Origin of the sequence: Bradyrhizobium sp. NBAIM08 (genome assembly GCF_020193935.1) — a bacterium.
Taxonomy (GTDB): domain Bacteria; phylum Pseudomonadota; class Alphaproteobacteria; order Rhizobiales; family Xanthobacteraceae; genus Bradyrhizobium; species Bradyrhizobium yuanmingense.
Map to the genome: position 1 here is coordinate 215,781 of NZ_JADYVR010000002.1, position 20,740 is coordinate 236,520.

Annotated in this window: 30 protein-coding genes; 21 read left to right on the forward strand and 9 right to left on the reverse strand. The window is 61.4% G+C overall.

Annotated features, from left to right (window positions below; translation table 11 throughout):
* Positions 1-117: 117 nt before the first annotated feature.
* Entirely contained in the window at positions 118-516 is a 399-nt protein-coding gene (locus I6F37_RS07010) for a hypothetical protein (RefSeq protein ID WP_035999655.1), read from the forward strand.
* Positions 517-553: 37 nt separating this feature from the next.
* On the opposite strand, the gene I6F37_RS07015 is transcribed toward I6F37_RS07010, so the two are convergent.
* Positions 554-859, reverse strand: coding sequence for an ETC complex I subunit (locus I6F37_RS07015; RefSeq protein WP_024337795.1), 306 nt, complete (start codon positions 857-859; stop codon positions 554-556).
* 253 nt (positions 860-1,112) lie between these two features.
* On the opposite strand from I6F37_RS07015, the gene I6F37_RS07020 reads away from it, so the two are divergent.
* Positions 1,113-2,285 carry an OpgC domain-containing protein gene (locus I6F37_RS07020; RefSeq protein ID WP_036027956.1) on the forward strand — a complete coding sequence of 391 codons (1,173 nt, stop codon included), beginning with the start codon at positions 1,113-1,115 and terminating at the stop codon, positions 2,283-2,285.
* Between the two features lie 154 nt (positions 2,286-2,439).
* Complete coding sequence (locus I6F37_RS07025) at positions 2,440-2,865, forward strand: translational machinery protein (RefSeq protein ID WP_225150719.1); 426 nt, start codon at positions 2,440-2,442, stop codon at positions 2,863-2,865.
* A 61-nt stretch (positions 2,866-2,926) separates the two neighbouring features.
* On the opposite strand, the gene I6F37_RS07030 is transcribed toward I6F37_RS07025, so the two are convergent.
* The gene (locus I6F37_RS07030; protein WP_036027955.1) at positions 2,927-3,121 is read right to left on the reverse strand and encodes a hypothetical protein; all 195 of its coding nucleotides are present in this window, start codon (positions 3,119-3,121) and stop codon (positions 2,927-2,929) included.
* A 329-nt stretch (positions 3,122-3,450) separates the two neighbouring features.
* Here I6F37_RS07030 and I6F37_RS07035 point away from each other — a divergent pair, with 329 nt between their 5' ends.
* The 16 genes from I6F37_RS07035 to I6F37_RS07110 all read left to right on the forward strand — a co-directional run bounded on the left by I6F37_RS07035 (position 3,451) and on the right by I6F37_RS07110 (position 14,157).
* Positions 3,451-3,612, forward strand: coding sequence for a hypothetical protein (locus I6F37_RS07035; protein WP_225150721.1), 162 nt, complete (start codon positions 3,451-3,453; stop codon positions 3,610-3,612).
* 432 nt (positions 3,613-4,044) lie between these two features.
* Positions 4,045-5,367, forward strand: coding sequence for a site-specific integrase (locus I6F37_RS07040; protein ID WP_225150723.1), 1,323 nt, complete (start codon positions 4,045-4,047; stop codon positions 5,365-5,367).
* A gap of 4 nt (positions 5,368-5,371) precedes the next feature.
* On the forward strand, positions 5,372-5,821 hold the full coding sequence (locus I6F37_RS07045) for a hypothetical protein (RefSeq protein ID WP_225150725.1): 450 nt from the start codon (positions 5,372-5,374) through the stop codon (positions 5,819-5,821).
* A 109-nt stretch (positions 5,822-5,930) separates the two neighbouring features.
* The gene (locus I6F37_RS07050; protein WP_225150727.1) at positions 5,931-6,161 is read left to right on the forward strand and encodes a hypothetical protein; all 231 of its coding nucleotides are present in this window, start codon (positions 5,931-5,933) and stop codon (positions 6,159-6,161) included.
* 168 nt (positions 6,162-6,329) lie between these two features.
* Positions 6,330-6,554, forward strand: a complete 225-nt coding sequence (locus tag I6F37_RS07055) for a hypothetical protein (protein WP_225150729.1) — start codon at positions 6,330-6,332, stop codon at positions 6,552-6,554.
* Positions 6,551-6,835, forward strand: coding sequence for a hypothetical protein (locus I6F37_RS07060; protein ID WP_225150731.1), 285 nt, complete (start codon positions 6,551-6,553; stop codon positions 6,833-6,835). Before I6F37_RS07055 ends, I6F37_RS07060 begins: the two co-directional genes overlap by 4 nt.
* The gene (locus I6F37_RS07065; RefSeq protein WP_225150733.1) at positions 6,828-7,718 is read left to right on the forward strand and encodes a toprim domain-containing protein; all 891 of its coding nucleotides are present in this window, start codon (positions 6,828-6,830) and stop codon (positions 7,716-7,718) included. Before I6F37_RS07060 ends, I6F37_RS07065 begins: the two co-directional genes overlap by 8 nt.
* Positions 7,715-8,908, forward strand: coding sequence for an AAA family ATPase (locus I6F37_RS07070; RefSeq protein WP_225150735.1), 1,194 nt, complete (start codon positions 7,715-7,717; stop codon positions 8,906-8,908). Before I6F37_RS07065 ends, I6F37_RS07070 begins: the two co-directional genes overlap by 4 nt.
* Positions 8,909-9,514: 606 nt before the next feature.
* Positions 9,515-9,679, forward strand: a complete 165-nt coding sequence (locus tag I6F37_RS07075; RefSeq protein WP_225150737.1) for a hypothetical protein — start codon at positions 9,515-9,517, stop codon at positions 9,677-9,679.
* Positions 9,679-10,287, forward strand: a complete 609-nt coding sequence (locus I6F37_RS07080) for a hypothetical protein (RefSeq protein ID WP_225150739.1) — start codon at positions 9,679-9,681, stop codon at positions 10,285-10,287. The genes I6F37_RS07075 and I6F37_RS07080 overlap by 1 nt, the downstream gene beginning before the upstream one ends.
* Positions 10,280-11,809, forward strand: coding sequence for a terminase family protein (locus tag I6F37_RS07085; RefSeq protein WP_225150741.1), 1,530 nt, complete (start codon positions 10,280-10,282; stop codon positions 11,807-11,809). The genes I6F37_RS07080 and I6F37_RS07085 overlap by 8 nt, the downstream gene beginning before the upstream one ends.
* On the forward strand, positions 11,790-12,002 hold the full coding sequence (locus tag I6F37_RS07090; RefSeq protein ID WP_225150743.1) for a hypothetical protein: 213 nt from the start codon (positions 11,790-11,792) through the stop codon (positions 12,000-12,002). Before I6F37_RS07085 ends, I6F37_RS07090 begins: the two co-directional genes overlap by 20 nt.
* 16 nt (positions 12,003-12,018) lie before the next feature.
* Complete coding sequence (locus I6F37_RS07095; RefSeq protein ID WP_225150745.1) at positions 12,019-12,183, forward strand: hypothetical protein; 165 nt, start codon at positions 12,019-12,021, stop codon at positions 12,181-12,183.
* A complete protein-coding gene (locus I6F37_RS07100; protein ID WP_225150747.1) occupies positions 12,180-12,737 on the forward strand; it encodes a hypothetical protein in 558 nt (185 codons plus the stop codon). Before I6F37_RS07095 ends, I6F37_RS07100 begins: the two co-directional genes overlap by 4 nt.
* Positions 12,734-12,967, forward strand: coding sequence for a hypothetical protein (locus tag I6F37_RS07105; protein WP_225150748.1), 234 nt, complete (start codon positions 12,734-12,736; stop codon positions 12,965-12,967). Before I6F37_RS07100 ends, I6F37_RS07105 begins: the two co-directional genes overlap by 4 nt.
* 20 nt (positions 12,968-12,987) lie before the next feature.
* Complete coding sequence (locus I6F37_RS07110; protein ID WP_225150751.1) at positions 12,988-14,157, forward strand: hypothetical protein; 1,170 nt, start codon at positions 12,988-12,990, stop codon at positions 14,155-14,157.
* A 28-nt stretch (positions 14,158-14,185) separates the two neighbouring features.
* Here I6F37_RS07110 and I6F37_RS07115 read toward each other — a convergent pair whose 3' ends face one another.
* The 3 genes from I6F37_RS07115 to I6F37_RS07125 form a co-directional block, all read right to left on the reverse strand.
* Positions 14,186-14,464, reverse strand: coding sequence for a hypothetical protein (locus I6F37_RS07115; RefSeq protein ID WP_225150753.1), 279 nt, complete (start codon positions 14,462-14,464; stop codon positions 14,186-14,188).
* Between the two features lie 195 nt (positions 14,465-14,659).
* Positions 14,660-15,730 carry a methylamine utilization protein MauJ gene (mauJ, locus tag I6F37_RS07120; RefSeq protein ID WP_225150755.1) on the reverse strand — a complete coding sequence of 357 codons (1,071 nt, stop codon included), beginning with the start codon at positions 15,728-15,730 and terminating at the stop codon, positions 14,660-14,662.
* A 767-nt stretch (positions 15,731-16,497) separates the two neighbouring features.
* Positions 16,498-17,412, reverse strand: coding sequence for a hypothetical protein (locus I6F37_RS07125; RefSeq protein ID WP_225150757.1), 915 nt, complete (start codon positions 17,410-17,412; stop codon positions 16,498-16,500).
* Positions 17,413-17,873: 461 nt separating this feature from the next.
* Here I6F37_RS07125 and I6F37_RS07130 point away from each other — a divergent pair, with 461 nt between their 5' ends.
* Complete coding sequence (locus tag I6F37_RS07130) at positions 17,874-18,326, forward strand: hypothetical protein (protein ID WP_225150759.1); 453 nt, start codon at positions 17,874-17,876, stop codon at positions 18,324-18,326.
* A complete protein-coding gene (locus I6F37_RS07135; protein ID WP_225150761.1) occupies positions 18,323-18,529 on the forward strand; it encodes a hypothetical protein in 207 nt (68 codons plus the stop codon). Before I6F37_RS07130 ends, I6F37_RS07135 begins: the two co-directional genes overlap by 4 nt.
* 105 nt (positions 18,530-18,634) lie before the next feature.
* Here I6F37_RS07135 and I6F37_RS07140 read toward each other — a convergent pair whose 3' ends face one another.
* The 4 genes from I6F37_RS07140 to I6F37_RS07155 form a co-directional block, all read right to left on the reverse strand.
* Complete coding sequence (locus I6F37_RS07140) at positions 18,635-18,994, reverse strand: nucleotidyltransferase domain-containing protein (protein ID WP_225150763.1); 360 nt, start codon at positions 18,992-18,994, stop codon at positions 18,635-18,637.
* Positions 18,994-19,872 (reverse strand): AbiJ-NTD4 domain-containing protein, encoded by an 879-nt coding sequence (locus I6F37_RS07145; protein ID WP_225150765.1) that lies wholly within the window; start codon positions 19,870-19,872, stop codon positions 18,994-18,996. The genes I6F37_RS07140 and I6F37_RS07145 overlap by 1 nt, the downstream gene beginning before the upstream one ends.
* Before the next feature lie 2 nt (positions 19,873-19,874).
* Positions 19,875-20,195, reverse strand: a complete 321-nt coding sequence (locus I6F37_RS07150; RefSeq protein WP_225150767.1) for a hypothetical protein — start codon at positions 20,193-20,195, stop codon at positions 19,875-19,877.
* A 102-nt stretch (positions 20,196-20,297) separates the two neighbouring features.
* Entirely contained in the window at positions 20,298-20,672 is a 375-nt protein-coding gene (locus tag I6F37_RS07155) for a hypothetical protein (RefSeq protein ID WP_225150770.1), read from the reverse strand.
* Positions 20,673-20,740: the final 68 nt, after the last annotated feature.

The window sequence follows — 20,740 nt, forward strand, 5'->3', positions numbered from 1 at the left end:
CGGACGGACCCCCTGGCCGATCTTGTGGCGCTACCGCACGCATATTCGCGCGGTAGATGCAATTGCGAAACGTATCGCCCGCAGCTATAAGAGCCGCAGCAATGCACGGTCTGCGGGATGCTTTGGAAACTTTACTTTGCGCTGTTCGGCGTTACGACCTTGGGGGGCGTCGGCGTTATCCTCGTCGATGGGCCGCACCCGATCTACCCGTTGGCAGACTACGTCATTCTGACGCTGACTATTGCTCAGCTTGTCGGCTTGTTTGGCTACGCATTCCAGCGGCCGATACTATCCGAGCGACTTTGGCAGTCGGCCTTTCCCTTGTTCACGCTCAACCTGATCGCAACGCTCGTGATTGCCAGCATACGGTTCGCAGCAGCTCGCCCCGAATACGGAGCGCCAGTCGCCGCCTTCGCCGTAATCTTAGTTGGACTTCCTTGGCATCTTCCCCTCTTGCTCGCCGATCGACGGTACGCATTCCGTTCCACGACGGTGATCTGGAAGGAGCTGGTCTGAAACCGATGCCAGGGTTTCCAGAGCGGCCGCCCGCCCCTCAATGCGTCCAGGGCTCGCCGCGGCGGAACGAGAAATTGTCGGCATAGGCGACCGGCCGTCGGATCGACTCCTTGGGCTCGATCACCTGATAGGCGATGCCCTTGCGCTCGCAATAGGCGATCGCCTCTTCCTTGCTGTGGAAGCGCAGCGTTATTTGCTGCTTCATGTCGGCCGACGAGGTCCAGCCCATCAGCGGCTCGACCGAGCGCGGCTGCTCCGGCTCGTAATCGAGCTGCCATTCCCTGGTCTTGGACCGGCCGGATTGCATCGCGTTTTTGGCGGGCTTGAAAATGCGTGCGGTCATGACTGGTCCGGGCCTCTTGGTCTTTCCGTTCGATTTCGATGCGTCACGGTGGCAGTTGGTGGAAATCTCGGGGATAGTATAGAGAAGCCGGTTGGGAACTGATCCTGATTCCGGCCCCGGCAACCCTCGCCAACGGTATAGTCATTATGCTGCACCGTGACAATTGCGTACCCGCGTTTCATCCTGGGACCCCGTTTGGCGGCCCGGTTTCATCGATCTCCGTGCTTCTGTCCTCTCTGAAAGCTCCCGACGCATGGCCTTCCTGAACGTCAGCGCCACACTTCCCGACAAGGGTCGCGACCTCCGGCTCGACCTGTTTCGCGGTGTCGCAAACTGGGCGATCTTTCTCGACCATATCCCCGACAACGTCGTGAACTGGATCACGACCCGCAACTACGGCTTTTCCGACGCGGCCGACCTGTTCGTCTTCATCTCCGGCTACACCGCCTCGTTCGTCTATGCACGGATGATGCTGGACCGCGGCTTCATCGTCGGTGCCACGCGGCTGACCAAGCGGGTCTGGCAGCTCTATGTCGCCCACATCATCCTGTTCGTGATCTACATCGCATCAATCAGCTATCTCGCGCTGCGCTTCGGCGATTCCGAGATGATCAACGAGTTCAACGTCGCCGGCCTCGTCGACAACGCCACCGAGACGCTGCGCCAGGGCCTGTTCCTGCGCTTCAAGCCGCTCAACCTCGACGTGCTGCCGCTTTACATCGTGCTGATGGGCCTGTTTCCGCCGGTGCTGTGGTTTATGCTGCGCAAGCCCGATTTGACGATGATCCTGTCGATCGTGCTGTGGCTCGCCGCGCGCCATTACGGCTGGAACCTGAACGCCTATCCGGCCGGCCAGTGGTACTTCAACCCCTATTGCTGGCAGGTGCTGTTCGTGTTCGGCGCCTGGTGCTCGATGGGCGGCGCGCGGCGCTCGGCAACGCTGATCAATTCGCCTGTTACGCTGTGGGTCTGCCTCGGTTATCTCCTGTTCGCGCTGGTCATGACCATGGCCGGCCGTTTCCCCACCTTCGGCGGCATGTTCCCGGAATGGCTGTTCTCGGCCTTCAACCCCAATGACAAGACCAACCTCGCACCGTATCGCTTCCTCCACTTCGTGGTGATCGTGATCCTGGTGATCCGCTTCGTGCCGAAGGAGTGGCCGGGGCTGGAGTGGAAGGTGTTCGACCCCTTGATCGTCTGTGGCCAGCAGTCGCTCGCCGTGTTCTGCGTCGGCGTGTTCCTGTCCTTCGTCGGTCATTTCGAGCTGTCGATGAGCTCAGGGTCGCTGCTCGCGCAGATCTTCGTCAGCGTCGCCGGCATCGCGATCATGACGACGGTGGCATATTACATCTCGTGGTCGAAGAAGCAGGACAAGCCGCTGAAGCCGCCGCCGGCCAAGCCGGCTGCGGAAGCGAAGGCGGCCTGAGGACGCTTCGCTGCGGCCATCCTTCGAGACGCCCGCGGGCGCTCGGGGGCGGATTGACATGGGTCAACAGAGATGACGCCGGCACGCATAGTGTGGCCGCGACACGAGCCGCCGCACAGAGTCCGGCGGCCTCCTCTCGCACAAGGCCCAAATCATGCCCTCTCATTTCCATGCCGTGGTCTGGATCGACCATTCGCAGGCCCGCATCTTCCATCTCGGCCTGAGCGGCTCGGACGAGGTCACGCTGCATCCGCACCTGGCGACGCGTCATCTTCACCACAAGGCCAATAGCATCGGGAGCGGCCATGCTGCCCCCGACAAGGCATTCTACGCCGAGGTGACCACGGCCCTCGCTGATGCCGGAGAGATCCTTATCATCGGGCCGGCGAGCGCAAAGACGGAGCTGGCCAGCCACATCCGCGCAAACGTACCCGACTTGGCCAAGCGGATTGTCGCGGTGGAAGCGGCCGACCATCCCTCGGACGCCGAGATCATCGCCTATGCGAAACGGCACTTCAAACTGCCGCTGCCGCGCGTGCAGGCGCCGGGATCGGCAGCCGGCGAGCGGCACGCGAGCTAGGAGCGTACTGCGTCAACGACGATCCGAGGCGCGATGACGCTCATCCCGACCTCATCGCCCTTCAGGCCGCCTCTTCGCCGTCGAACTCGGTGAACTTCTTGTAGATCCAGTCGCGGCCGTCATGGCGGCGCCAGACCTTGCCGAGCACGAACTGCCCGTTGATGGAGCGGCGCGGCACGATCACCGTCCAGAGGTGCCAGATCTCGGTCCAGTTTGACTGCGGACCGATGGTCCCGATGTTGCGGTCAATAGACATGGCAGAACTCGCTGGCGCAGAACTTAGGCTGATCCGCGCGCCGCGACGAACAATCATCTGTGGTGGCACAGAATGGACAGCCCATCGCGAGCCGGGACCGACCTGATAGCATCCAGCCAAACGGCCGCAACAGCCGCTCGCCTTTAACCTTGCCGATCAACCTTACTTCTTGGGATGGAGCGGCGCGTTTGGTTGAAAGCCCGCGCCGATTTTTCTAGAATGCCCGTGATTTGAGGACGGGCGCGCCGTTTCGGCGCAGGGTGATTTTTAGACTGAACTTTGCAGACGATCGGACGTTTGGAAGCAAGTAGATTGCTGGGGGGACGACAATGATGAAATTGCAATGTGTGCGCCTGCGCCTCGCGCTCCGCGTGGTGCCGCCCGCGCCAATCGCGAGCATGGCTTCGCAACTGCCGCCGCAAGCCGCCAACGACAACCAATTGGCCTGGTCGTACGTGCCATTTCCGCCCGGCTGGTACGCCTCGAACTGACGAGCGCGGCGGACAAAACGCAACGCCGCGCAAGCGGAATATTCATCGCTCGGCGGCGTCCGTTTAGACATTGGGCGCTGAAATCCCCAACACGGATTGTCTATCGCGACGGGCGAAGGTTCGACGAGGCTTTGCTGATTTCCGCGCGAAGCGGAGGCCGGACGCGTGGGTGCCTGGCCATTGCCGGTTGGATGCTGACCTCTAGGCCAGCGCCGCCCGGGACTGGTCGGGGCAGCTGGATTCGAACCAACGACCTGCAGTACCCAAAGCAGGCCGTTCCGGTGGACAAGGCGGCCACCACGAGACAAATGGACTGGTAACCCCCTCGCAAATCACTCAGAATCCTACCAGACCAGCAGTCTGGACGGACAGTCGCGGCCAACTACGGACAGCCTGCATCTTCCCATAGTCTTCCCAGGCAGGGGGCAACCGATGAAGTTGACGGCGAAGGGCTTTGGAGCGGCACGGCTGAAGGCCGGCGAGACGGACAAGATTTTCTTCGACGATGACATCCCCGGCTTCGGCCTACGCGTGCGCGCCGGCGGCTCGAGGAGTTGGGTCTTCCAGTATGCCCTCGGCGACAAGCAGCGCCGCATGAGCCTCGGCTCCGCCACGCCGGAGAGCTTCAAGTCAGTCAAGGACGCTGACGGGCGAGTGAAACTCGGCATCCGCGAGCACGCCGCCCAGCTTCACGCCAAAGTGAAGCTTGGCGAGGATCCTGCCGGCGACAAGACCGAGAGCCGGAAGCGGGCGAGCGACACCTTCGAGGCTGTCGCCAAGAAGTTCCTGGCCGCGAAGAAGGAAACCACCCGACCGGGCACCTACACCGAGACCGAGCGCCACATCCTGAAGCACGCCAAGCCGCTCAACGGGCTCCAGGCCGCCAAGATCAGCCGTCGGGACATCGCGGAACTGATCGGCACGATCAGGACGAACAGCGGCCCGGTGGCGGCGAATCGTGTCCGCTCAACCCTTTCCGACTTTTTCGGCTGGGCCATGTCTGAGGGTTTCGATGGAATCGAGGACAACCCCGTCCTCAACACAGCAAAGGCCGAGGAGGTCAGCCGCGACCGCGTCCTCAAGGATCACGAGCTTCGCGCGATTTGGAAGCACGCCGGCGACGATCACCACGGGGCGATTCTCAAATTGATGATGCTCACCGGGCAGCGTGCTGATGAGATTGCAAGCCTCCGCTGGCCCGAGATCACCATGGCGACAGTGCCCGAAAAGCGCGTCACAGACGCGATCAAGCTGCCGGCCTTCGACATCGACGCAATTGACCTGCCGGCCGAGCGCACCAAGAACAAGCGGCCGCACATCGTACCGCTATCGAAGCCGGCCTTTGCGATCGTGGGCGCGCAGACCCGGCGAACCAACAGCGATGGAAGCCTCCGCGAGTTCGTGTTCGGCATCGGTCAACAGGGCTTCTCTGGCTGGTCCCGCTGTAAGGAGCGCCTGGACGCGCGCATCGAAAAGGATCTCGGTAAGTCCTTGGATCACTGGCGACCGCACGACTTGCGCCGGACCATGTCGACGCTGATGAACGATCGCCTGGGCATACTGCCGCACGTAGTCGAGGCCATCCTGAACCATGTCTCTAGCCATCAGAGCGGCAAGAGCGGCGTCGGCGGCGTCTACAACAGAGCGCTATACTTGCGCGAGCGCGTCGAGGCGCTGAACCTCTGGGCCGATCACCTCGCCTGGATCGTCGCGGCCGACAGCAACGTCACCCCTCTGAAGCGGGCGGAGGCATGACGCGATGTCGGAAAATTTGAAGAAGCTCTTCCTGCAATCCAATCCGACCACGACCAAGACCGGCGCAGCCATGCGCGTCAGCTTCCTGTTCCACGAAATTGAGGTAGCGCATGGTCTCGACGTAGCGAGAGCGATGTTTGAGAAATGGGCAAAGCCAACAACCCAGAACGAGCTCAACAAGCTGAAGGGTTGGCGTCTGATCGAGCGGTACGACGACATGCTCGAGCCGAACGTTCGCGAGTTGGCTAGGCAGATCGAAGCGGAGAACGCAAAGCTCCCCGATGACGAGCAGCTTACGCCGAGGCGCAAGCCGAGCCGAGAAACCATTGAAGCATACATACGCGAACTGCTCCGCGAGCGGCGCAAGGCAATTGAAGCCGGCACGTGGGATGGGCCGGTCCCGGAAGACGCTGTGTGGCGCCGACGCCCGCTCATAACGAACGGCGGCCTGTAGGATTTTCTCGGAAAAACCTACAGCAGGATTTTTTGCAAAAGGACTAGACTGCAAGCGCACGCGGACATCACGCAACTTCACGGCCATCCGAACCAAAGGAGCCGCGTCGATGCCCCGCTTGTCCGAGAAAGAAATCGCGATCCTTGATCGCTTCGAGCGCTTGCCCGACAGCGCAGCGACATCGCTCAAGATTTGCGCGCTGGTGTCCGGGATCTCCGAACGGACCTGGCGCCGCAACCCGCCCATTCCGACTTTCCCGATCAGCGCTGGCAAGAAGGGCGCAAACGTCGGACAGCTCCGCAAGCTGACCCGCGGCGAGCTCGCAGCACCCGCAGCCTAATCCCCTGAAAAGCAACGGCCGGCCTGGGCACCACCCCAGAGACCGGCCGCAATCACGTCGAGATCAGCAAACATGCCCATACAGCAAACCGGAATCGCGCGTCAACGCCTGCCGAACCGCAGAGCCTCGGAGACTCTTTCGTTCGAGCACGCCGGCGCCGACTTCACCATGACGGCCGGCTATTACGCCGATGGCCGGCTAGGCGAAATCTTCATCAACGCCGCTCACGCGAACAGCGCACTCGACGCGCTGGCATCGGACGCCGCGATCGCTCTTTCATTCGCCCTGCAACATGGCGCCGACCTCGCGGCGATCAAGCTTGCCATGAAGCGCAGCAGCCGCGGCGAGCCATCTTCGCCGATCGGCGCAGCACTCGATCAGGTGACGCCATGAGCCGCCTCCCGACACCGGACGAGCCGATCGAGATCGCGAAATTCTGGAAATCGGCTCGCAATCGCAAGCAGAGCATTGTCATTGCGATCAAGCACTACGAAGGCCACACGTTCCTTGATTGCCGCATGTTCGGCACCAACGAGGAAGGCCGGAGCGTTCCAACACAACGCGGCGTTACCATCGGCATGGCGCGTCTCGAAGAGTTCGCCGCCGGTGTCGCGAAAGCGCTGGCGACGGCCCAGGAGCTTGGCCTGCTCGATGGCGGAGGTGAGCATGATTGATCACCTCGACCTCGCCTCAATCGATAGCCTGACTAGCGGCCGCCTCGGCCAGCATGACGTGCCCTGCCCGCTCTGCGGCCCGACCAAGCGAGCCCGGGTGAACCAGCGGCGCAAGGTGCTGCGCATCTGGCGCCTCGATCCAGGCTTTGCCGGCTATCACTGCGCGCGCTGCGGCGAGAAGGGATCATCACGCGATCGCAACGCCTCCCCGCCTGATCCTGTAGCGCTTCAGCGCGCCCAGGCCGAGGCAATCGAACGCGAACGCGTGGCCGCTGGCGAGCGCCTGGCGAAAGCGGCTTGGCTCTGGTCGCAGCGCCTGGCGATCTCAGGTACTGATGCGGAGACCTACCTGCGCGAGACCCGCGGCTATGGCGGGCCCCTGCCCGGCACACTGGGATTTTTACGGGGACGCGGCGAGCATCCGCCGGCCTTGATCGCGGCGTTCGGCCTGCCCGTGGAGCCCGATCCGGGAGTTATCCACATGCCGGCCGAAGCTCTGCGCGGCGTGCATATCACGCGCCTGGCACCAGGCGGCCGCGGCAAGGCCGGCACCGAGACCGACAAGATCATGATCGGCCGCTCGGCCGGCTCTCCGATCGTGTTGGCGCCGGTGAATGATCTGCTCGGCCTCGCCGTCGCCGAGGGCATCGAGGATGCCTTGAGCGTCCACGAGGCGACTGGCCTCGGCGCCTGGGCGGCCGGGGCGGCATCACGCCTGCCCGCACTCGCCGAGGCCCTGCCCGCCTATGTCGAAAGCCTGACCATCATGGTCGACGATGACCGCGACGGCCGCCGCCACGCCGGCGAGCTCGTGGGCCTGGTCGAGCGCCGCGGGGTCGAGGTTCGCCCGATCCTGCTCACCCAGCACCAGGAGGCCGCATGAGCACCGACGCCAACGGCTACGCGCGCGCCAACGGGCCTGCAGCGCTGCGTCAGATCATCGACGGTACCCAACCGGCAGCAGCGCGAGGCTGGCACTTCCTGACCGAACACAAGGTTTCCGCACCCAGGATGCTGATCAAGGGCATCGCGCCCTATCGCGGGATCCTGTTCATCGGCGGCCAGTCTGGCGCGGGCAAAACCTTCATGGCCTGTCACATGGCGAATTCGCTCGCGAGCGCATCGCCGTTCTTCGAGCGTGCGGTGAAGGAGCGTGTGGCCTCGGCCATTGTCAGCAAGGAAGGCACCGAGAACATCGGCAACCGCCTGACCGCCGACGCCCAGGCCCGCGGCCTCGACATCAACAGCCTGCCGATCGCATGGCGCGGCGACCTGCCGGAGATCAAGACCGCGGAGGACGTCGACCGCGTCGCACGCGAATTGCTCGAGCTGGCGGACAAGATCAAAGCCCGGTTTGGTGTCCGGTGTGGCGCCTCGTTCTTCGATACGATCGCCGCCAACTTCCACATGGAGGACGAGAACAGCAACGCCGAGATCGCCAAGGTCATCGGCAAGCTGCGCGAGTTCGAGGAGCGCACCACCGGCCTAGTCATCCCGGTGCACCACTACGGCAAGCAGGATGCGGCCGGCCTGCGCGGCGGTTCGCTCTGGCGCGGTGGCGCTGACGTGGTGCTCAGCGTGCTTGCTGACCGCGACGACCGGACCGGTAAGGTGTCCGGCCGCGAGCTGGCGCTGGCAAAGGCCCGCGACGGCCTGGAGGGGCCGATCGCGCCGTTCGAGCTCAAGCCGCACGATCTGGGCATCGACGACGATGGCGAACCGTTCGGCTCGCTTGTGGTCGTTCCCGGCCTGGCCGGACAATCGGCCATTCGCGTCAAGCCGCCCAAGGCCGAGGCGAAGTCCAAGCGGGTGTTTCGTGAGGCAGTGGCGGAAGCCATCGCCGGCACCGGCAGGGACATCCGCGTCCTTCACGACGGCCCGATGGTCCGCGCCACCGAGGTGGAGAACGTCCGCACCCAGTTCTATCGGCGCTACGTCACCGGCGAGGCAGAGCCCGGAAAGGTCACCGACGCCCGCCAGAAGGCATTCAAGCGCCTGCTCAACGATCTTCCCGACGGCATCAGCGCATCCACCCAGGACGGCGCCGAATGGCTCTGGAGGGTCGACCAATGATCGGCGCAAGGGCTTTCACGCGGGATCGTAACTCCAGACCTCACACTGCTTCAGAGATCCGGGCGCGCACGCGAGGCGACAGCAGGACAACCCCGGTCCGGACGGACACCGGACAAAACAGACACTCCCATAGGGAGTGTGTCTGTCCTGTCCGGTTTGTCCGGTCCAGCGGACTTGCCGGACATCACCGGACATTGTCCGCCTTGTCCCCTTTGTCCGCTCTGTCCAGTGGTGATGCGATTGTCCGGATTTCTCTCTCAATGGGTAGATATTCTCTCCTCGGCCATATCCCCGCTGACCAGCAGTCTGCGACACTGTTAGCCTCCTCGGCTAACATCATTGATTTTACGGTGATTTTTGCCGTTCTCCCCGCTCTCGCACATCGATGGGAATGCCATGGGAAGAATGTCGATCGCGCCCATATTGGCATCTCGAACCAAACAGACCCGCCCCCGGGGGTACCCCCGAAGCGGCCGCCCTCTCGCCAATCGCATGACCCACCTCCCCACTCGGCGCCGCTCTCAAACCTTCTTCCGATTTTCCCGGTGCGTTGAAGACGGCCTCCCCTCGCTGCACCGTCGCACGCATCAATTCGGAGGTGTGCGGATGAAGCGCGAGAAGGTGACGTTTGAGGCCGAGCCGGAGATCAAGACCGAGCTCGAGACCTGGGCGCGCGAGGAGGATCGGTCGGCGGGGTCGCTGTTGCGGCGGATCGTCGAGCGGGCCATCCAGGAGCGGCGTGCGGCGGCGGCTGTGCGCGAGGTGGCTTGATGGCGCGGGCGAAGCGTACGGTGGCCCCTGCCCCGGCCAAGCCAGACTGGGGGCAGCTCGGACCGGCGATGCGGGCGTTGCCGAACGACCAGTGGCGCGCGTTCTGCCACGAGCTCATCACCGGCAAGCCCGGGCATGGGCGTTACGCGCGCGCGGCGCGGGCGGCTGGTTTCGGGAAGGACTCGACCACCACGAACGTGGCGAAGATCGCCTGGAAGATCGCGCACGATGACCGGATGATTGCGGCGATCGCGGAGGAGAGCCGAAAATATCTCCGCGGCAGCCATCCTGAGGCAGTGGCCGCGCTCCTCGCCATGATCCGCGACAGCAAGCACCGCGACCATGGCCGGGCTGTCCTGTCCCTGCTCGACCGGGTCGACCCGGTGGTGAGCAAGCAGACGGTCGACATCACCCACCGGATCGTCGACCCGGACGCCGAGGCCCTGGAGGAGCTGCGCGCGCTCCGGCAGCTGGGTGTCTCCCGCGAGAAGATGATCGAGACGTTCGGCGGCAACGGCTTGGCCCGTCTGGAGCGGCTCGAGGCGGCCGATGCGGCGCGGCGCGCCATGGAAGCGAAACTGATCGACGGACAGGTGATCAATGGCTGACGCTACCCCGGATCCCCAGGGCCTCATTCGGCTGGCTCGTCAGACGCTGTCGTCGAGCGAGCGGCGCAAGAAATATCGGCGGATCGACTTCCTCGATCAGAGCTTCTGGTATCCGAGCCAGAAGGCATTCTTCATGGCCGGATCGAGCGGCGTGCACCAGCGGCTGATCTACGGCGGCAACCAGTCCGGCAAGACCCTGTCAGCCGCGTTCGAGGTTGCGCTACACATGACCGGTGACTACCCGTATTGGTGGACCGGAAAGCGGTTCGACAAGCCGGTCCGCGTCTGGGCCGTCGGCGAGTCCGGCCAGCTGGTTCGCGATACGCTGCAGAAGAAACTCTGCGGTGATGACGAGTTCGGCACCGGCATGATCCCGCTCGAAAGCTTCGGCAAAAAACCAGTGATGGTCCCGGGCGGCACCGGTGCGATCGACACCATGTTCGTCACGCACCAGACCGACGGCGTCGCCGACGGCACGTCGAGCCTCACGTTCAAGTCGTTCGAAATGCGGCGCGAGAAGCTGCAAGGCGAATCCGTCGACTTGATCTGGATCGACGAGCGGCCTTCCGAGGACATCTATTCCGAGCTTCTGGCGCGCACTTCCGCGACCGACGGTCACCTGATCGTCTCATTCACCCCTGTCGGCGAGGGCGCCGCGGCCGGCGTGACCTACAAATTCTTGTCAGAGCCGTCCTCAGACCGCGCCGTCTTTCGCATCCCCTCCTCCGAGGTCAAGCACATCTCGGAAGCCCGGCGCGAGGAGCTCTCCTCCGGCTATGCCGAGCACGAACGCGAGGCGCGGATCGAGGGCACGCCACAACTCGGCGCCGGTCCGATCTTTCCCGTTGAGCTCCTGCCCGCCATCTCGAAGAGCTTCAATCCCGACACCGACATTCCGACCTACGCCCGGTGGTGTGTCGGCATCGATTTCGGATACGGCCATCCCTTCGCGGCGGCGCTGATTGCGTGGGCGCACGATACCGGCCACATCTGGGTCGTGGACTCGTTCCGGATGGAGCGAAGCTCGGCGCTCTATCACGTTCAGCGCATTCACTCGATGGCGCGCGGCCTGCGGATCCCGATCGCCTGGCCACATGACGGCGCCCAGCACGACAAGGGAAGCGGCCTTCCCCTCTCCCATCAGTACAAGAACTTCGGCGCGAACATGATGATGCATCATGCCGTCAACCACGGCACCAAGACCAACGCCGTCGAGCCCGCGCTCGAGGAAATCCGCGGCATGATGTACGGCGGCAAGCTCACGATCGCGCCGCATAATGGAGAGCTGCTCGAAGAGCTGCGCAATTATCATCGCGACGAAGACTTCAAAATCGTCAAGCAGCGCGACGACCTCGTTTCCGCGATGAGATACGCCATCATGATGCGGCGCCATGGCAAAGCCTTGGCCGACTGCGACGGCATCGGCTACGGCAACTACCCCATGGCGGGCCCGCGGCAGAGCCTCGGATCGCGCCAAGAGCTCGCGCGCGGCGTCGACTTCGATGTGTTCAGTCGACAATAGCACGTTGAAGCCAGAGCGATTTGCCCCGATCAAGGTCCAGATAGCCAAGCGCAGGCGCACCGTGCGTCCCATCGGAAGCATCGACCGGCCAACATGGCTCATCACCCGTGAAATCAGCCAGAAATATGCAGGTTTTGCGCAACAAGAAGCTGGTGCGTTGTTAACGAACGTCAACGGTTGTTTGTTTTCGTAAACACGGAGAACCACAAATGTCGAAAGACAGAATGATCGGCGTGCGTGTCGACGCTGAGCTCGAGCAGCGGCTCAAGGCAGCTGCCGAGAAGGACCGCCGAAAGATCTCGGACATGGCCCGGATCATCTTGTCGGACGGTCTCGCTGCCGACAACACACAGCACCAGGAGGTGGCGCGATGAGCATGTGGGGACAAGAAGGACAGACGGTCGGTGAAATGATCGTCGCCCACGCAACTGCGGCCCCGCCGCCGGCACCTCCGCCGCCGCCGGCTGCGCCCATTCCGGCGACCGGAGCGGAAGCGGCCGCCCGGCTCAACGAACTGAAAGGCAATGCCGAGTGGCGCGATAAATTCCTCGCCGGCAACGGCCCGGAGGCAAAGGAATTTCGTGAACTGACCTCGAAGATCAACGAGAGCGACAATCCGAACGTCGACAAGGCGATGGCCGGCTTGCTTGACGATGCGCCCTTCCAGTCAACCGATCGTCTTCAGATGATCGGCGCCACGCAGATGTTCCGCGACCTCGGCATCCGCGACGAGGTGATCCGTGAGACGTTGACCAATCGCGAGGTCACGCAGCAGGAATACGACGCTGTTGCCCGATTGAAGGCAGAGCGGATGCGCGATCATGCCTGGGTCAAAGAGTTCATGGCCGGCAACGGCCAGCACACGCGGGACATGATGCTGATGAACGTCGTGTTGTCGTCACCGATCAAGAAGCAGGCTGCAGCATGAGCGTCGCCGCGGCCGATCTCGATGGACTGACCGAAAGCAATTGCTGTGCCGCCTGCAACGGCGATCGCTGCGTGATCAGCGGCCAGGCTTATTGCGCACATCCTCACAAGGGCGGCCTGCATCATCATCAATTGCGATCCGACCAGGGGGCGATGCGTCGAGCACAAACAGCGCGTGAATTGCTGATGCGCAGCGCCACCGAATTACAGATCGCAAGGGACAAGCTTTGAGAGCTCCAGGGGGTAATTCGATGAAAGGCGGGAATATTCTGCTCGCAGCGACGATAGTCGCGTTTTGGCCCGTTGCAGCTACGGCGCAGACGTATAACACGTTGCCGCCGAACAGCGTTGTTGCCAACAACTCAAATCAAACCAATCCGGCTCACGCGCTCTCATTCTCCGAGCTTCTCAAGATCCTCAATCTCTACAGCCTGACCAAGGTCGGGGATGCCGACTACGCGATGAGCAATACGGATCGCGTCGTTGCCACGGACAAGCAGGCCTCATGGTTTGACGCCCACACGTGGCGGCTTCCCCGCGCCGCGGATTTCAACCCTGGCCAGCCGCTCTACGTCATCGATCTCGGATCGAAGATTACCGCCGACAAGCCGCTTACTATCGTGAGGAATTCCACCGGGGGGGACGATAGGATCAACGGCGGCATTTCGCCGGTCGTCATCAACGTCGCAAGTGGCGCCTTCGTGTTCATCTCCGACGGCTATAGCAATTGGTTTGCGCACTCGCTGGTGTCGCCCAGCACCGCGCCGGACGGGACCATCAGGTCCAACATTTCCGGCATCACCTCGACCCTGGACGATAACCCAATTTCCGCGGTGCTGGACAAGCTGCTCGGCACGACGCACGGCAGCGTGGTTTATCGTGGGGCTTCATCCTGGTCGGCTCTTAGCCCCGGCACGCTGGGGCAGCTTCTGTCGTCCGGTGGCGCGGGTGCAAATCCGTCGTGGATCACCGCGAACGGGACAGGAACGGTCACCAGCGTCATGTGCTTTGGTTCGGCGATCACCACGATCGGCACCTGCGTGACGGCTGCAACCAAGTCAGATCAGCAGACGGCCACCAGCACAACCGCAGTGGTCACGCCCTCTCAGCAGCAGAGCCATCCCAGCGCGGCCAAGGCGTGGGTTCGCTTCACAGGTGCAAGTGGAGCCATAAGCCAGGCCTACAACGTGGCAAGCGTGACGCGCTCGTCGGCAGGATCCTACACTCTGAACTTCTCGACCGCGTTCGCGAACACGACCTACACCTGCGTCGGAAACATCGAGGACAGCGGCAGCAACGGAATCGTCAAAGGCGCTTCAAGCGGGCGTTCAGGAAGTGCGAACCCGATCTTCGCGGTGAACCTGGCCGGGACGACCTACGATCCTGCCACCGTGGAAGTCGCATGTTTCGGCACGCAGTGATATGGACCTGCGCGGCGACGGCTACCGCTCAATAGTCGTCGCGGTAGTAGCGGTGTCGCCACCGTGGACGGTACTCTTCCCTGTAGTATCGACGCGGCCGATCGTAATCGTAGCCTTGGCGCGCTGCTTGATACCGCCGCGGAATGGCGCCATTCGGATAGCACCGGCCATAGACGTCGATGTCATAGCCGTGACTGCACGGCCCTTCGCGAACCTGAACCAGGTTCGGCGTTTCGCCTTCGATTGCCGCTGGTGTCGCAAGCTGGAGCGCAAGGACTGCAGCAGCTGCTGCGCTGGCTAGGGGCATGTTTGGTTCCTCCCATTGGGCTTGTAGGAGCTAAACGCCACAGGCCCGCGCGGTTTCCCGGAAAGAGGATGAATTTCGCAACCGGCCCGGCGCGGCATTCACCGTCTATTCATCTACGGCGCCAGGGGATCGGTTTAGTGGGGCAGGAGCCTCGTTTCTTCTCCCATTGCCGATCGGCCGATGCAATGACGTGAACTATTTCCTCTCTATGACGGCTCCAGTGGCTGGATCTATCTCTTGACCATGCTTGTTTACGGGTATCGCGGTTATCGTCGGTAGGACGACGTTTTCGATTTTCGGGTCGTTCGGATCGCCATGAGTTCCCATCAGCATGTGAGCTTTCATGGTCACTTGGTGCCGGACTACAGTATCGGGCGAACCAAGCACCAATTGATCGACCTGACTCTGTTTGAGCTGGAGCGCGTTGAAAATCGCGGCAAAAGCTGTTTGCCAAATGAAGTCGACTGCATATGCGATTTCGAACCCGGCGACGCGCTCCTTAATTTCGTCCTCGATTTCGGATCGGGTTCGGCCGTGCATTATCCCATTTCTGATAGAAAATAGGTCGCGCTGCATGTCAGGCGACACGTTGAGACGATCGAGCAATGCTTGGATTGCTTGCTTCTGAAACGGCCTGTGCTCCGGCACGCAATTGCAGGTCGGACAGAATAAGTCTGATCGGCAATGTGGACATTTGTCGGTAACGCGGGCGGTGCTCTTTGTAAGCTCCGCGATCAACTCGAGAACGAACCAGAAGTATTGGAATTGATCTTCTGGAAATTTTGCCCTGACGCCGGCCGAGAACCAACGCATCGGCGTTCTTAGCCGAGCGATTCCATGACAGCTCTCTAATTGAGCGGCGGTAGTTAGGTTATCGAGCGCAAGATCCGTCCACCTTTCGGTGCCGCCGTCCTGACCTCCATACACATAGGCCTGTCTAACCTCTAAGCCGGGCGTCCAATCCATAAGGAAACGCAATCGCGAGGCCCGAAACGAACAACTTGTGGCGAAACTTAGCGTGTCCAAAATTTCCCTGATCCGCGCGTCAGCGAGCGCTTCAGCTTCTTTGATATCGATGGCGTGAACGATCAACTGAGCCGCCAGTGCTTCGCTCGGGAGGTCGCTTTTGCCGGCGTTCTGAATGGACAATTCGCAATCCGGCAGGCTGACCTTTAGATCTGGGACGTCAGGTGGAAGAACAAGTGAAGATTCAATCCTGAAGTCGGCGATCCAACGCTTTGTGTTGGCGTCTGAAGCTGGGTCCATATTGCTAATTTCGAGCTACAGGCGAACCACCGCGACCGAATAGTTACGTTTGACGAGTTTACTGAAGTCCAGCTTTGCTTTCTTGCAAACAGCGCTCTTTGCCTTGCTGTAGGTTGGCGTTGATCGACGTTGCAAGTCCGGTTGGAAGAGAGCAGTTCGGTCCGGAGTCGGTTGCAGGGTAGATAGAATCGCATGCCGTAGGCGCCATGGTGCAAGCTGATCGCTGCTTTCGCGCTCTCTCTGCGACGGACTTGCAATTTGATGCCCAGCTTGCGCTGTAGACGGCCTCCGCTCGTGAAATGCATGTCTCGTAGTTGGCCTGTGCGAGTGCTTTCTCGACGGCCCGTCGCTGTTCTGCTGCATCACGCTCCTGTTGCGCGCGTTCTTCCGCCGATCTCCTCAGAAATTCCGCACGTGCGTTGTCCAAACGACGCTCGTTGTCTATCTGAGCATCTCTCGCGGGCAAGTAAATGGCATAGTAGTACCCAATGCTACCCGCTGCGCCGAGCAGCGAGACTGCCAGGCTGATCTTGAGGAATGTATCTGCTGCGCCGGCCATAAGTGCAGCCCCGTCTATTTCTTCTGAACACATGCATTGACGGCATGAGCGGGCTGAAGACCACACCCGCCGAGGATGAACACCAGTCCAATTATCAAAATCCGCATACTAGCCCCCAGCCAGAAATCGATCCAATCGCAACCAAAGGGCGAGCGCAAGCGTGGATTCTCAGTGGATTGGCGCACTAAAGCCTTTGACCCGCCGCGACTCAGGCGCGCTCGTCCGCTACCATCTCCTCCCAGCGCGCCCGAGAAAGCTTCTCGATGAGGGGCGTCTCGCCTTCGCGCAGTGGCTCGGCATCCAGTGAAACAGGCGTTTTGCTGGTGAAGTATCGATCTTGATAGGTGTCGTCGACGCGGGCGACGAACTCTCGATATCGACTCTTGAGATCGCGAAGATCCAGCCGCCCTTCAAGGACGGCGACAACCATATCGCCGACGACATCCATCCGCGTCTGACGAGGCAGAGTGAGGGGCACGGCGGCCTCAACTTCTCGGAGGACGACGTCGTTTGTTGGAGCAAATATGCCGCGCGGTGAGAGGCGTTGCATTAGCACTCTGTGGTTTGTTGCGCGGTTGCGCGCAAAGAGCGGCAACAGAACGCCTGCGAGTTTCGGCTTGGCCCTCAGGATCGTGCTAGCCTGGTTCTGCCGCAACACACGCGTAGCCCCGTTCCGATAGCTCGTGAGCTGCGACAACGTCAGTCCAGCTTTTGCGCCTTCGACGAGGGCGGCCACATCGTCGGCGCTGAACGAAGCTGTCCTGTGTTTCTCTCGTTCGCAAATCAGACAGATGCGGCTTTGCCAAGTGCCATGCTTCTGGGTGTGCTGCCGCTTGATGATGATCTTCGATGTTTCTGGCGTCAGCTGGTGACCATTTGCGCAAACTGTGCGCGCAAGCATTCGTTTTGTTGCCGCTCTTGCCTTTGCGAGGCGACTATTCTCCGCGGAAATCTTCAGCGCCTTTTGCCAAAAATCCGGTTTCACCTCCCTGACAATGTCGCGGAAATGCGAGCTGACGGGACATGTCCTGAGGCTACCGCCATGTTCGAGATGCTGCTGGATCTTGAGCGCGTTGCCCTCGCTATCGGCCATCGAAACGGCAAGTCGACCGCGCTTCCTCATGGGGATCCCCGGGCTGGCAGAGCGGCAAGGAAGCTCCCCGGGATTGAGAATGAAGGCCAGTGGGTACAGTCGACCGATCCCCGCAACCCCCGCAATTCACGGATGCAGGACGCACTGAAGCGCCCCCAGAGGGGGTGATGAAATCGTTAGCGATTTGGTGTATGGTCTGATTTGGGTGTGACAACCCGGCCCTGAGATAGACCGCATTCCCTGGCAGGAATTGCCCTGACGCCTGGCAGCGTTGGGCGGCGGTCGAATGAACGGACGCGCTTGGCGGCGCGGCTCCGAACCCGATCACTTTGCCTAAACGCGACGGCGTTGGCAAGAGACCGGGGGCGGACAGCTATGTCCAAGGCCCCAAGGCCTAAAGGCGTCCGACCTGTCTCTCAGGCAGGTTGTCACCCCCCGGTTGCCGGTCCGTCACTGGTAGCGGCTGTGACAAGCCAAACCTGAGAACCACCATGTCCAACATCATCGACTTCCGGAGCGCATCCGCGCGCCTCGTGTCTTGTTTGCCTCCCAAGAACTTGCAACCTTATGAGCCCCGTGTGACACGCCGTCAGCAGGCTGGCCGCAAGAAAAATCCCCTGCGGCACTACCACAATCGGGCTGCCACCGCCGTGACGATCGCGGGCAAACTGCATCGGGGAGAATCGCTGCGCGCCGAGGGCTGGATCGACGAGCTTAAGTGGCTCCGCGAGGGCGCCAAGGCCGCCCGAATCCTGGCTGACGAGCTCGACGGGTTCGTCGCGCGAATGGAAGCACCCCCCGCGCCTGAACCGGCGAACGTCCGTGCTTTGTCGCCAGTGGAGTTTGCTATGGCCTACGAGCAGGCCCCACCCGAGCTTAAGCGCCTCGTCTGCGACAAGATCAAACGCCTCCTCAGCAGACAGAATGAGGAGCGCCAGCAATGAGCAACGTGGTTGAGCTCCGGCTGCCCGATCGACTCGAGAACGAGGCGGACATCACGAACATCGTTCTGCTGACCGATTTGCTCGTCGTGATGTTGGCCCAACCCGATGCGGATACGGCCATCGATGGAATGCACCGCGTCATGCAGATCATATCGGATCACGCGCACGCCCTCCGAGACCGCCTGAACGGGAGCAGCCAATGAAACGCCGGCGCCGAACACACAGGAAGCGCGACCGGCAACGGCTATGACGCACTGCCGTCGGCTGAGGCGGTGAACGACAGAGGGCGCGGCGCTTCGGTGCCGCGCCTATTTCTGTTTCGGCGGCGTCCACACGCAGACAACGCGCCGAAGGACAAGCACCGGCTTTGTCATACCTATCAGGATGGCGGCATCTGCGTCGTCTTGTGGCTCTCGATGAATAGCAAGCGGACCGGGAAGCTGATCTTTGAGGTGGTGAAAACCTGTTTCGTTCTCTCTCGCCCACCAATCCATTGTTTGTTGATCGAGGCGTTTCCACTCGTTTAGGAACAGCCGTACATCCACATCACTGTCGGGCCGATGATCTCCGCGGACCCGACTGCCGAACAGGTAGATGGCCGGAATCGCTGGCGCTGGATCGATCCAATCCGCAAGGATATTGGCAAGACGAACGAGCTCGGGGTCCATTAGGTATTGAGCAGACCAGCAGTTCTGGCCTTGTTGATCAGGTAAGAAAGGAAGGCCGAGCAGGCGCTAATCATGAAGATCGCATCGGCTTCGTCGACCTGCGGAGCTTCCTTTTCAAGCAGCGGGTGGCGAATGCCCTGCTCGTCGCTGGTGAAACCGTAGATCGCGGTGAACCCGCGCTTGAGAGCACTGTGCATGTTGGTCTTGGTCTCAAGCTTTGCCAGCGCCTTGCTGAAGTCACCGCTCGATTCGAGCATCCGCACTACCGATTCCACCGCATGCATGCTCTCTCGCACGCTGTCCGCGAAGTGTCCGGCGCTGAGCTCTTGGGCCGCTAGCTTCAAGTGCTCTCGTCCCCCGGTTAAACCTGCCTGCTTCAAATCTGAAAAAGCACGGCCAACAGTCGCAGCTTCTTCATCTGAGCCAACAGGGCATAGGACAACCTTGTCGACGACGCGATATGGCGATCGACAGTAGATCAGAATCTTGTGAATTCTGTCGGCAAAATTGTCCGTCGGCTTCACACGTAGCAGGTGTTCAATCCAGCCGTAGAACTTTACCCAATCGGCCTTCATCAAGAACGTCTTCACCGCGTCGGAGGCATCCCGGAACAAAGTTTCAAATTCGTCGACCGGCTGGTGAAAGAAGTAGACGTGGACATCCCTCAAGGCGCGTTTCCAAGGATCCCCAATGTAGGCGTACATGTCTCGACGGGATGTCCGCTCCAGCTCGGAGTGGATGTAGCTCCAAAGAACAGCCCGAAGCTGCTGGCTGACGTCCGTTCGCTTCAATTGCGATGGCAACGGCTCAGCCCCCTCTGCCTGAGCGAACGTCAGCTTTTTTCGGCGGGTGATTTCGTCATCGTTACCGGACGTCATGCTCAGCTCTTAGGAGGCTTCTCCCCTTTCCAGAAGCGAAACAGCCAAGGCGAAGCGTGGTCGCTCGCCGGGATTTCCCATGCCGGCCAATCGCGGCCGGTGCCGTTTCTATGAGGCTGTGACAGCAATTCGAGCAAATCGCTGTCGGTCCAGTCGTCAGGGATCGCAGCGGCTACGTTCTTTTGGCCGCCCGTGGGTGCTTTCGCGTACGTCGTTTCCAGGTGAGGCTTTCCTGACGAATGGCCTTCGTTCACCCTGATAGTGGCCTCGGTCGCGTACTCCGGCACAAATAGCTTGATCTCTTTGAGGTTGAATCTCGCCATTGCGTCTCTCGCTGTTACTGGCCACCGCCAATCTTCTCCGATTCGCGGTGAATAAGGACGGGAAATCTAAGAAGGAGCATCCTTAAGGATGTGGGCCGTTCACTATGCCGAGTCGTTGCGCTCCGGCGCAGTGCGTTCGTACATCCACGGGCCAGCGGTGTTGATCCCGCACTTCGGGCACTCGAACACGGGATCGCCCGGGCGGTGGCCCTCCGACCTCGTGTGATAGCCCACTGTCAACATTGGCGTTGGCGGAAACTCGCATTTGCAGAGCTCAAAGCCGAGCGCCTTCGCAACCTCGGCTTCAGCGAGCTTGGTGCTCGACTCGGCGGTTGCCAACGCTTGCGCGATGGCCGCCGACTTCTCGCCCGCTGGCAGCAGATCCTTGGCGTCCTTCAGCAGCCCCAGCACTGACCGAAGAGAGTCGAAGGCCGGCTTCAGACCGCCAAGGGCACTCGCGATCGTGATCGGGTCCATTTCTTCTTCCCATGATCTTCCCAATTGAAAAATCTGGGAAGTTTTGATGTCTCGTTTTACGCCTAAGT

What these genes read in the sequence shown, in the direction of transcription:
- I6F37_RS07010 (WP_035999655.1), top strand. Translation starts at nt 118, where the DNA reads ATGCTTTGGAAACTTTACTTTGCGCTGTTCGGCGTTACGACCTTGGGG.
- I6F37_RS07015 (WP_024337795.1), bottom strand. Translation starts at nt 859, where the DNA reads ATGACCGCACGCATTTTCAAGCCCGCCAAAAACGCGATGCAATCCGGC.
- I6F37_RS07020 (WP_036027956.1), top strand. Translation starts at nt 1,113, where the DNA reads ATGGCCTTCCTGAACGTCAGCGCCACACTTCCCGACAAGGGTCGCGAC.
- I6F37_RS07025 (WP_225150719.1), top strand. Translation starts at nt 2,440, where the DNA reads ATGCCCTCTCATTTCCATGCCGTGGTCTGGATCGACCATTCGCAGGCC.
- I6F37_RS07030 (WP_036027955.1), bottom strand. Translation starts at nt 3,121, where the DNA reads ATGTCTATTGACCGCAACATCGGGACCATCGGTCCGCAGTCAAACTGG.
- I6F37_RS07035 (WP_225150721.1), top strand. Translation starts at nt 3,451, where the DNA reads ATGATGAAATTGCAATGTGTGCGCCTGCGCCTCGCGCTCCGCGTGGTG.
- I6F37_RS07040 (WP_225150723.1), top strand. Translation starts at nt 4,045, where the DNA reads ATGAAGTTGACGGCGAAGGGCTTTGGAGCGGCACGGCTGAAGGCCGGC.
- I6F37_RS07045 (WP_225150725.1), top strand. Translation starts at nt 5,372, where the DNA reads ATGTCGGAAAATTTGAAGAAGCTCTTCCTGCAATCCAATCCGACCACG.
- I6F37_RS07050 (WP_225150727.1), top strand. Translation starts at nt 5,931, where the DNA reads ATGCCCCGCTTGTCCGAGAAAGAAATCGCGATCCTTGATCGCTTCGAG.
- I6F37_RS07055 (WP_225150729.1), top strand. Translation starts at nt 6,330, where the DNA reads ATGACGGCCGGCTATTACGCCGATGGCCGGCTAGGCGAAATCTTCATC.
- I6F37_RS07060 (WP_225150731.1), top strand. Translation starts at nt 6,551, where the DNA reads ATGAGCCGCCTCCCGACACCGGACGAGCCGATCGAGATCGCGAAATTC.
- I6F37_RS07065 (WP_225150733.1), top strand. Translation starts at nt 6,828, where the DNA reads ATGATTGATCACCTCGACCTCGCCTCAATCGATAGCCTGACTAGCGGC.
- I6F37_RS07070 (WP_225150735.1), top strand. Translation starts at nt 7,715, where the DNA reads ATGAGCACCGACGCCAACGGCTACGCGCGCGCCAACGGGCCTGCAGCG.
- I6F37_RS07075 (WP_225150737.1), top strand. Translation starts at nt 9,515, where the DNA reads ATGAAGCGCGAGAAGGTGACGTTTGAGGCCGAGCCGGAGATCAAGACC.
- I6F37_RS07080 (WP_225150739.1), top strand. Translation starts at nt 9,679, where the DNA reads ATGGCGCGGGCGAAGCGTACGGTGGCCCCTGCCCCGGCCAAGCCAGAC.
- I6F37_RS07085 (WP_225150741.1), top strand. Translation starts at nt 10,280, where the DNA reads ATGGCTGACGCTACCCCGGATCCCCAGGGCCTCATTCGGCTGGCTCGT.
- I6F37_RS07090 (WP_225150743.1), top strand. Translation starts at nt 11,790, where the DNA reads ATGTGTTCAGTCGACAATAGCACGTTGAAGCCAGAGCGATTTGCCCCG.
- I6F37_RS07095 (WP_225150745.1), top strand. Translation starts at nt 12,019, where the DNA reads ATGTCGAAAGACAGAATGATCGGCGTGCGTGTCGACGCTGAGCTCGAG.
- I6F37_RS07100 (WP_225150747.1), top strand. Translation starts at nt 12,180, where the DNA reads ATGAGCATGTGGGGACAAGAAGGACAGACGGTCGGTGAAATGATCGTC.
- I6F37_RS07105 (WP_225150748.1), top strand. Translation starts at nt 12,734, where the DNA reads ATGAGCGTCGCCGCGGCCGATCTCGATGGACTGACCGAAAGCAATTGC.
- I6F37_RS07110 (WP_225150751.1), top strand. Translation starts at nt 12,988, where the DNA reads ATGAAAGGCGGGAATATTCTGCTCGCAGCGACGATAGTCGCGTTTTGG.
- I6F37_RS07115 (WP_225150753.1), bottom strand. Translation starts at nt 14,464, where the DNA reads ATGCCCCTAGCCAGCGCAGCAGCTGCTGCAGTCCTTGCGCTCCAGCTT.
- mauJ (WP_225150755.1), bottom strand. Translation starts at nt 15,730, where the DNA reads ATGGACCCAGCTTCAGACGCCAACACAAAGCGTTGGATCGCCGACTTC.
- I6F37_RS07125 (WP_225150757.1), bottom strand. Translation starts at nt 17,412, where the DNA reads ATGAGGAAGCGCGGTCGACTTGCCGTTTCGATGGCCGATAGCGAGGGC.
- I6F37_RS07130 (WP_225150759.1), top strand. Translation starts at nt 17,874, where the DNA reads ATGTCCAACATCATCGACTTCCGGAGCGCATCCGCGCGCCTCGTGTCT.
- I6F37_RS07135 (WP_225150761.1), top strand. Translation starts at nt 18,323, where the DNA reads ATGAGCAACGTGGTTGAGCTCCGGCTGCCCGATCGACTCGAGAACGAG.
- I6F37_RS07140 (WP_225150763.1), bottom strand. Translation starts at nt 18,994, where the DNA reads ATGGACCCCGAGCTCGTTCGTCTTGCCAATATCCTTGCGGATTGGATC.
- I6F37_RS07145 (WP_225150765.1), bottom strand. Translation starts at nt 19,872, where the DNA reads ATGACGTCCGGTAACGATGACGAAATCACCCGCCGAAAAAAGCTGACG.
- I6F37_RS07150 (WP_225150767.1), bottom strand. Translation starts at nt 20,195, where the DNA reads ATGGCGAGATTCAACCTCAAAGAGATCAAGCTATTTGTGCCGGAGTAC.
- I6F37_RS07155 (WP_225150770.1), bottom strand. Translation starts at nt 20,672, where the DNA reads ATGGACCCGATCACGATCGCGAGTGCCCTTGGCGGTCTGAAGCCGGCC.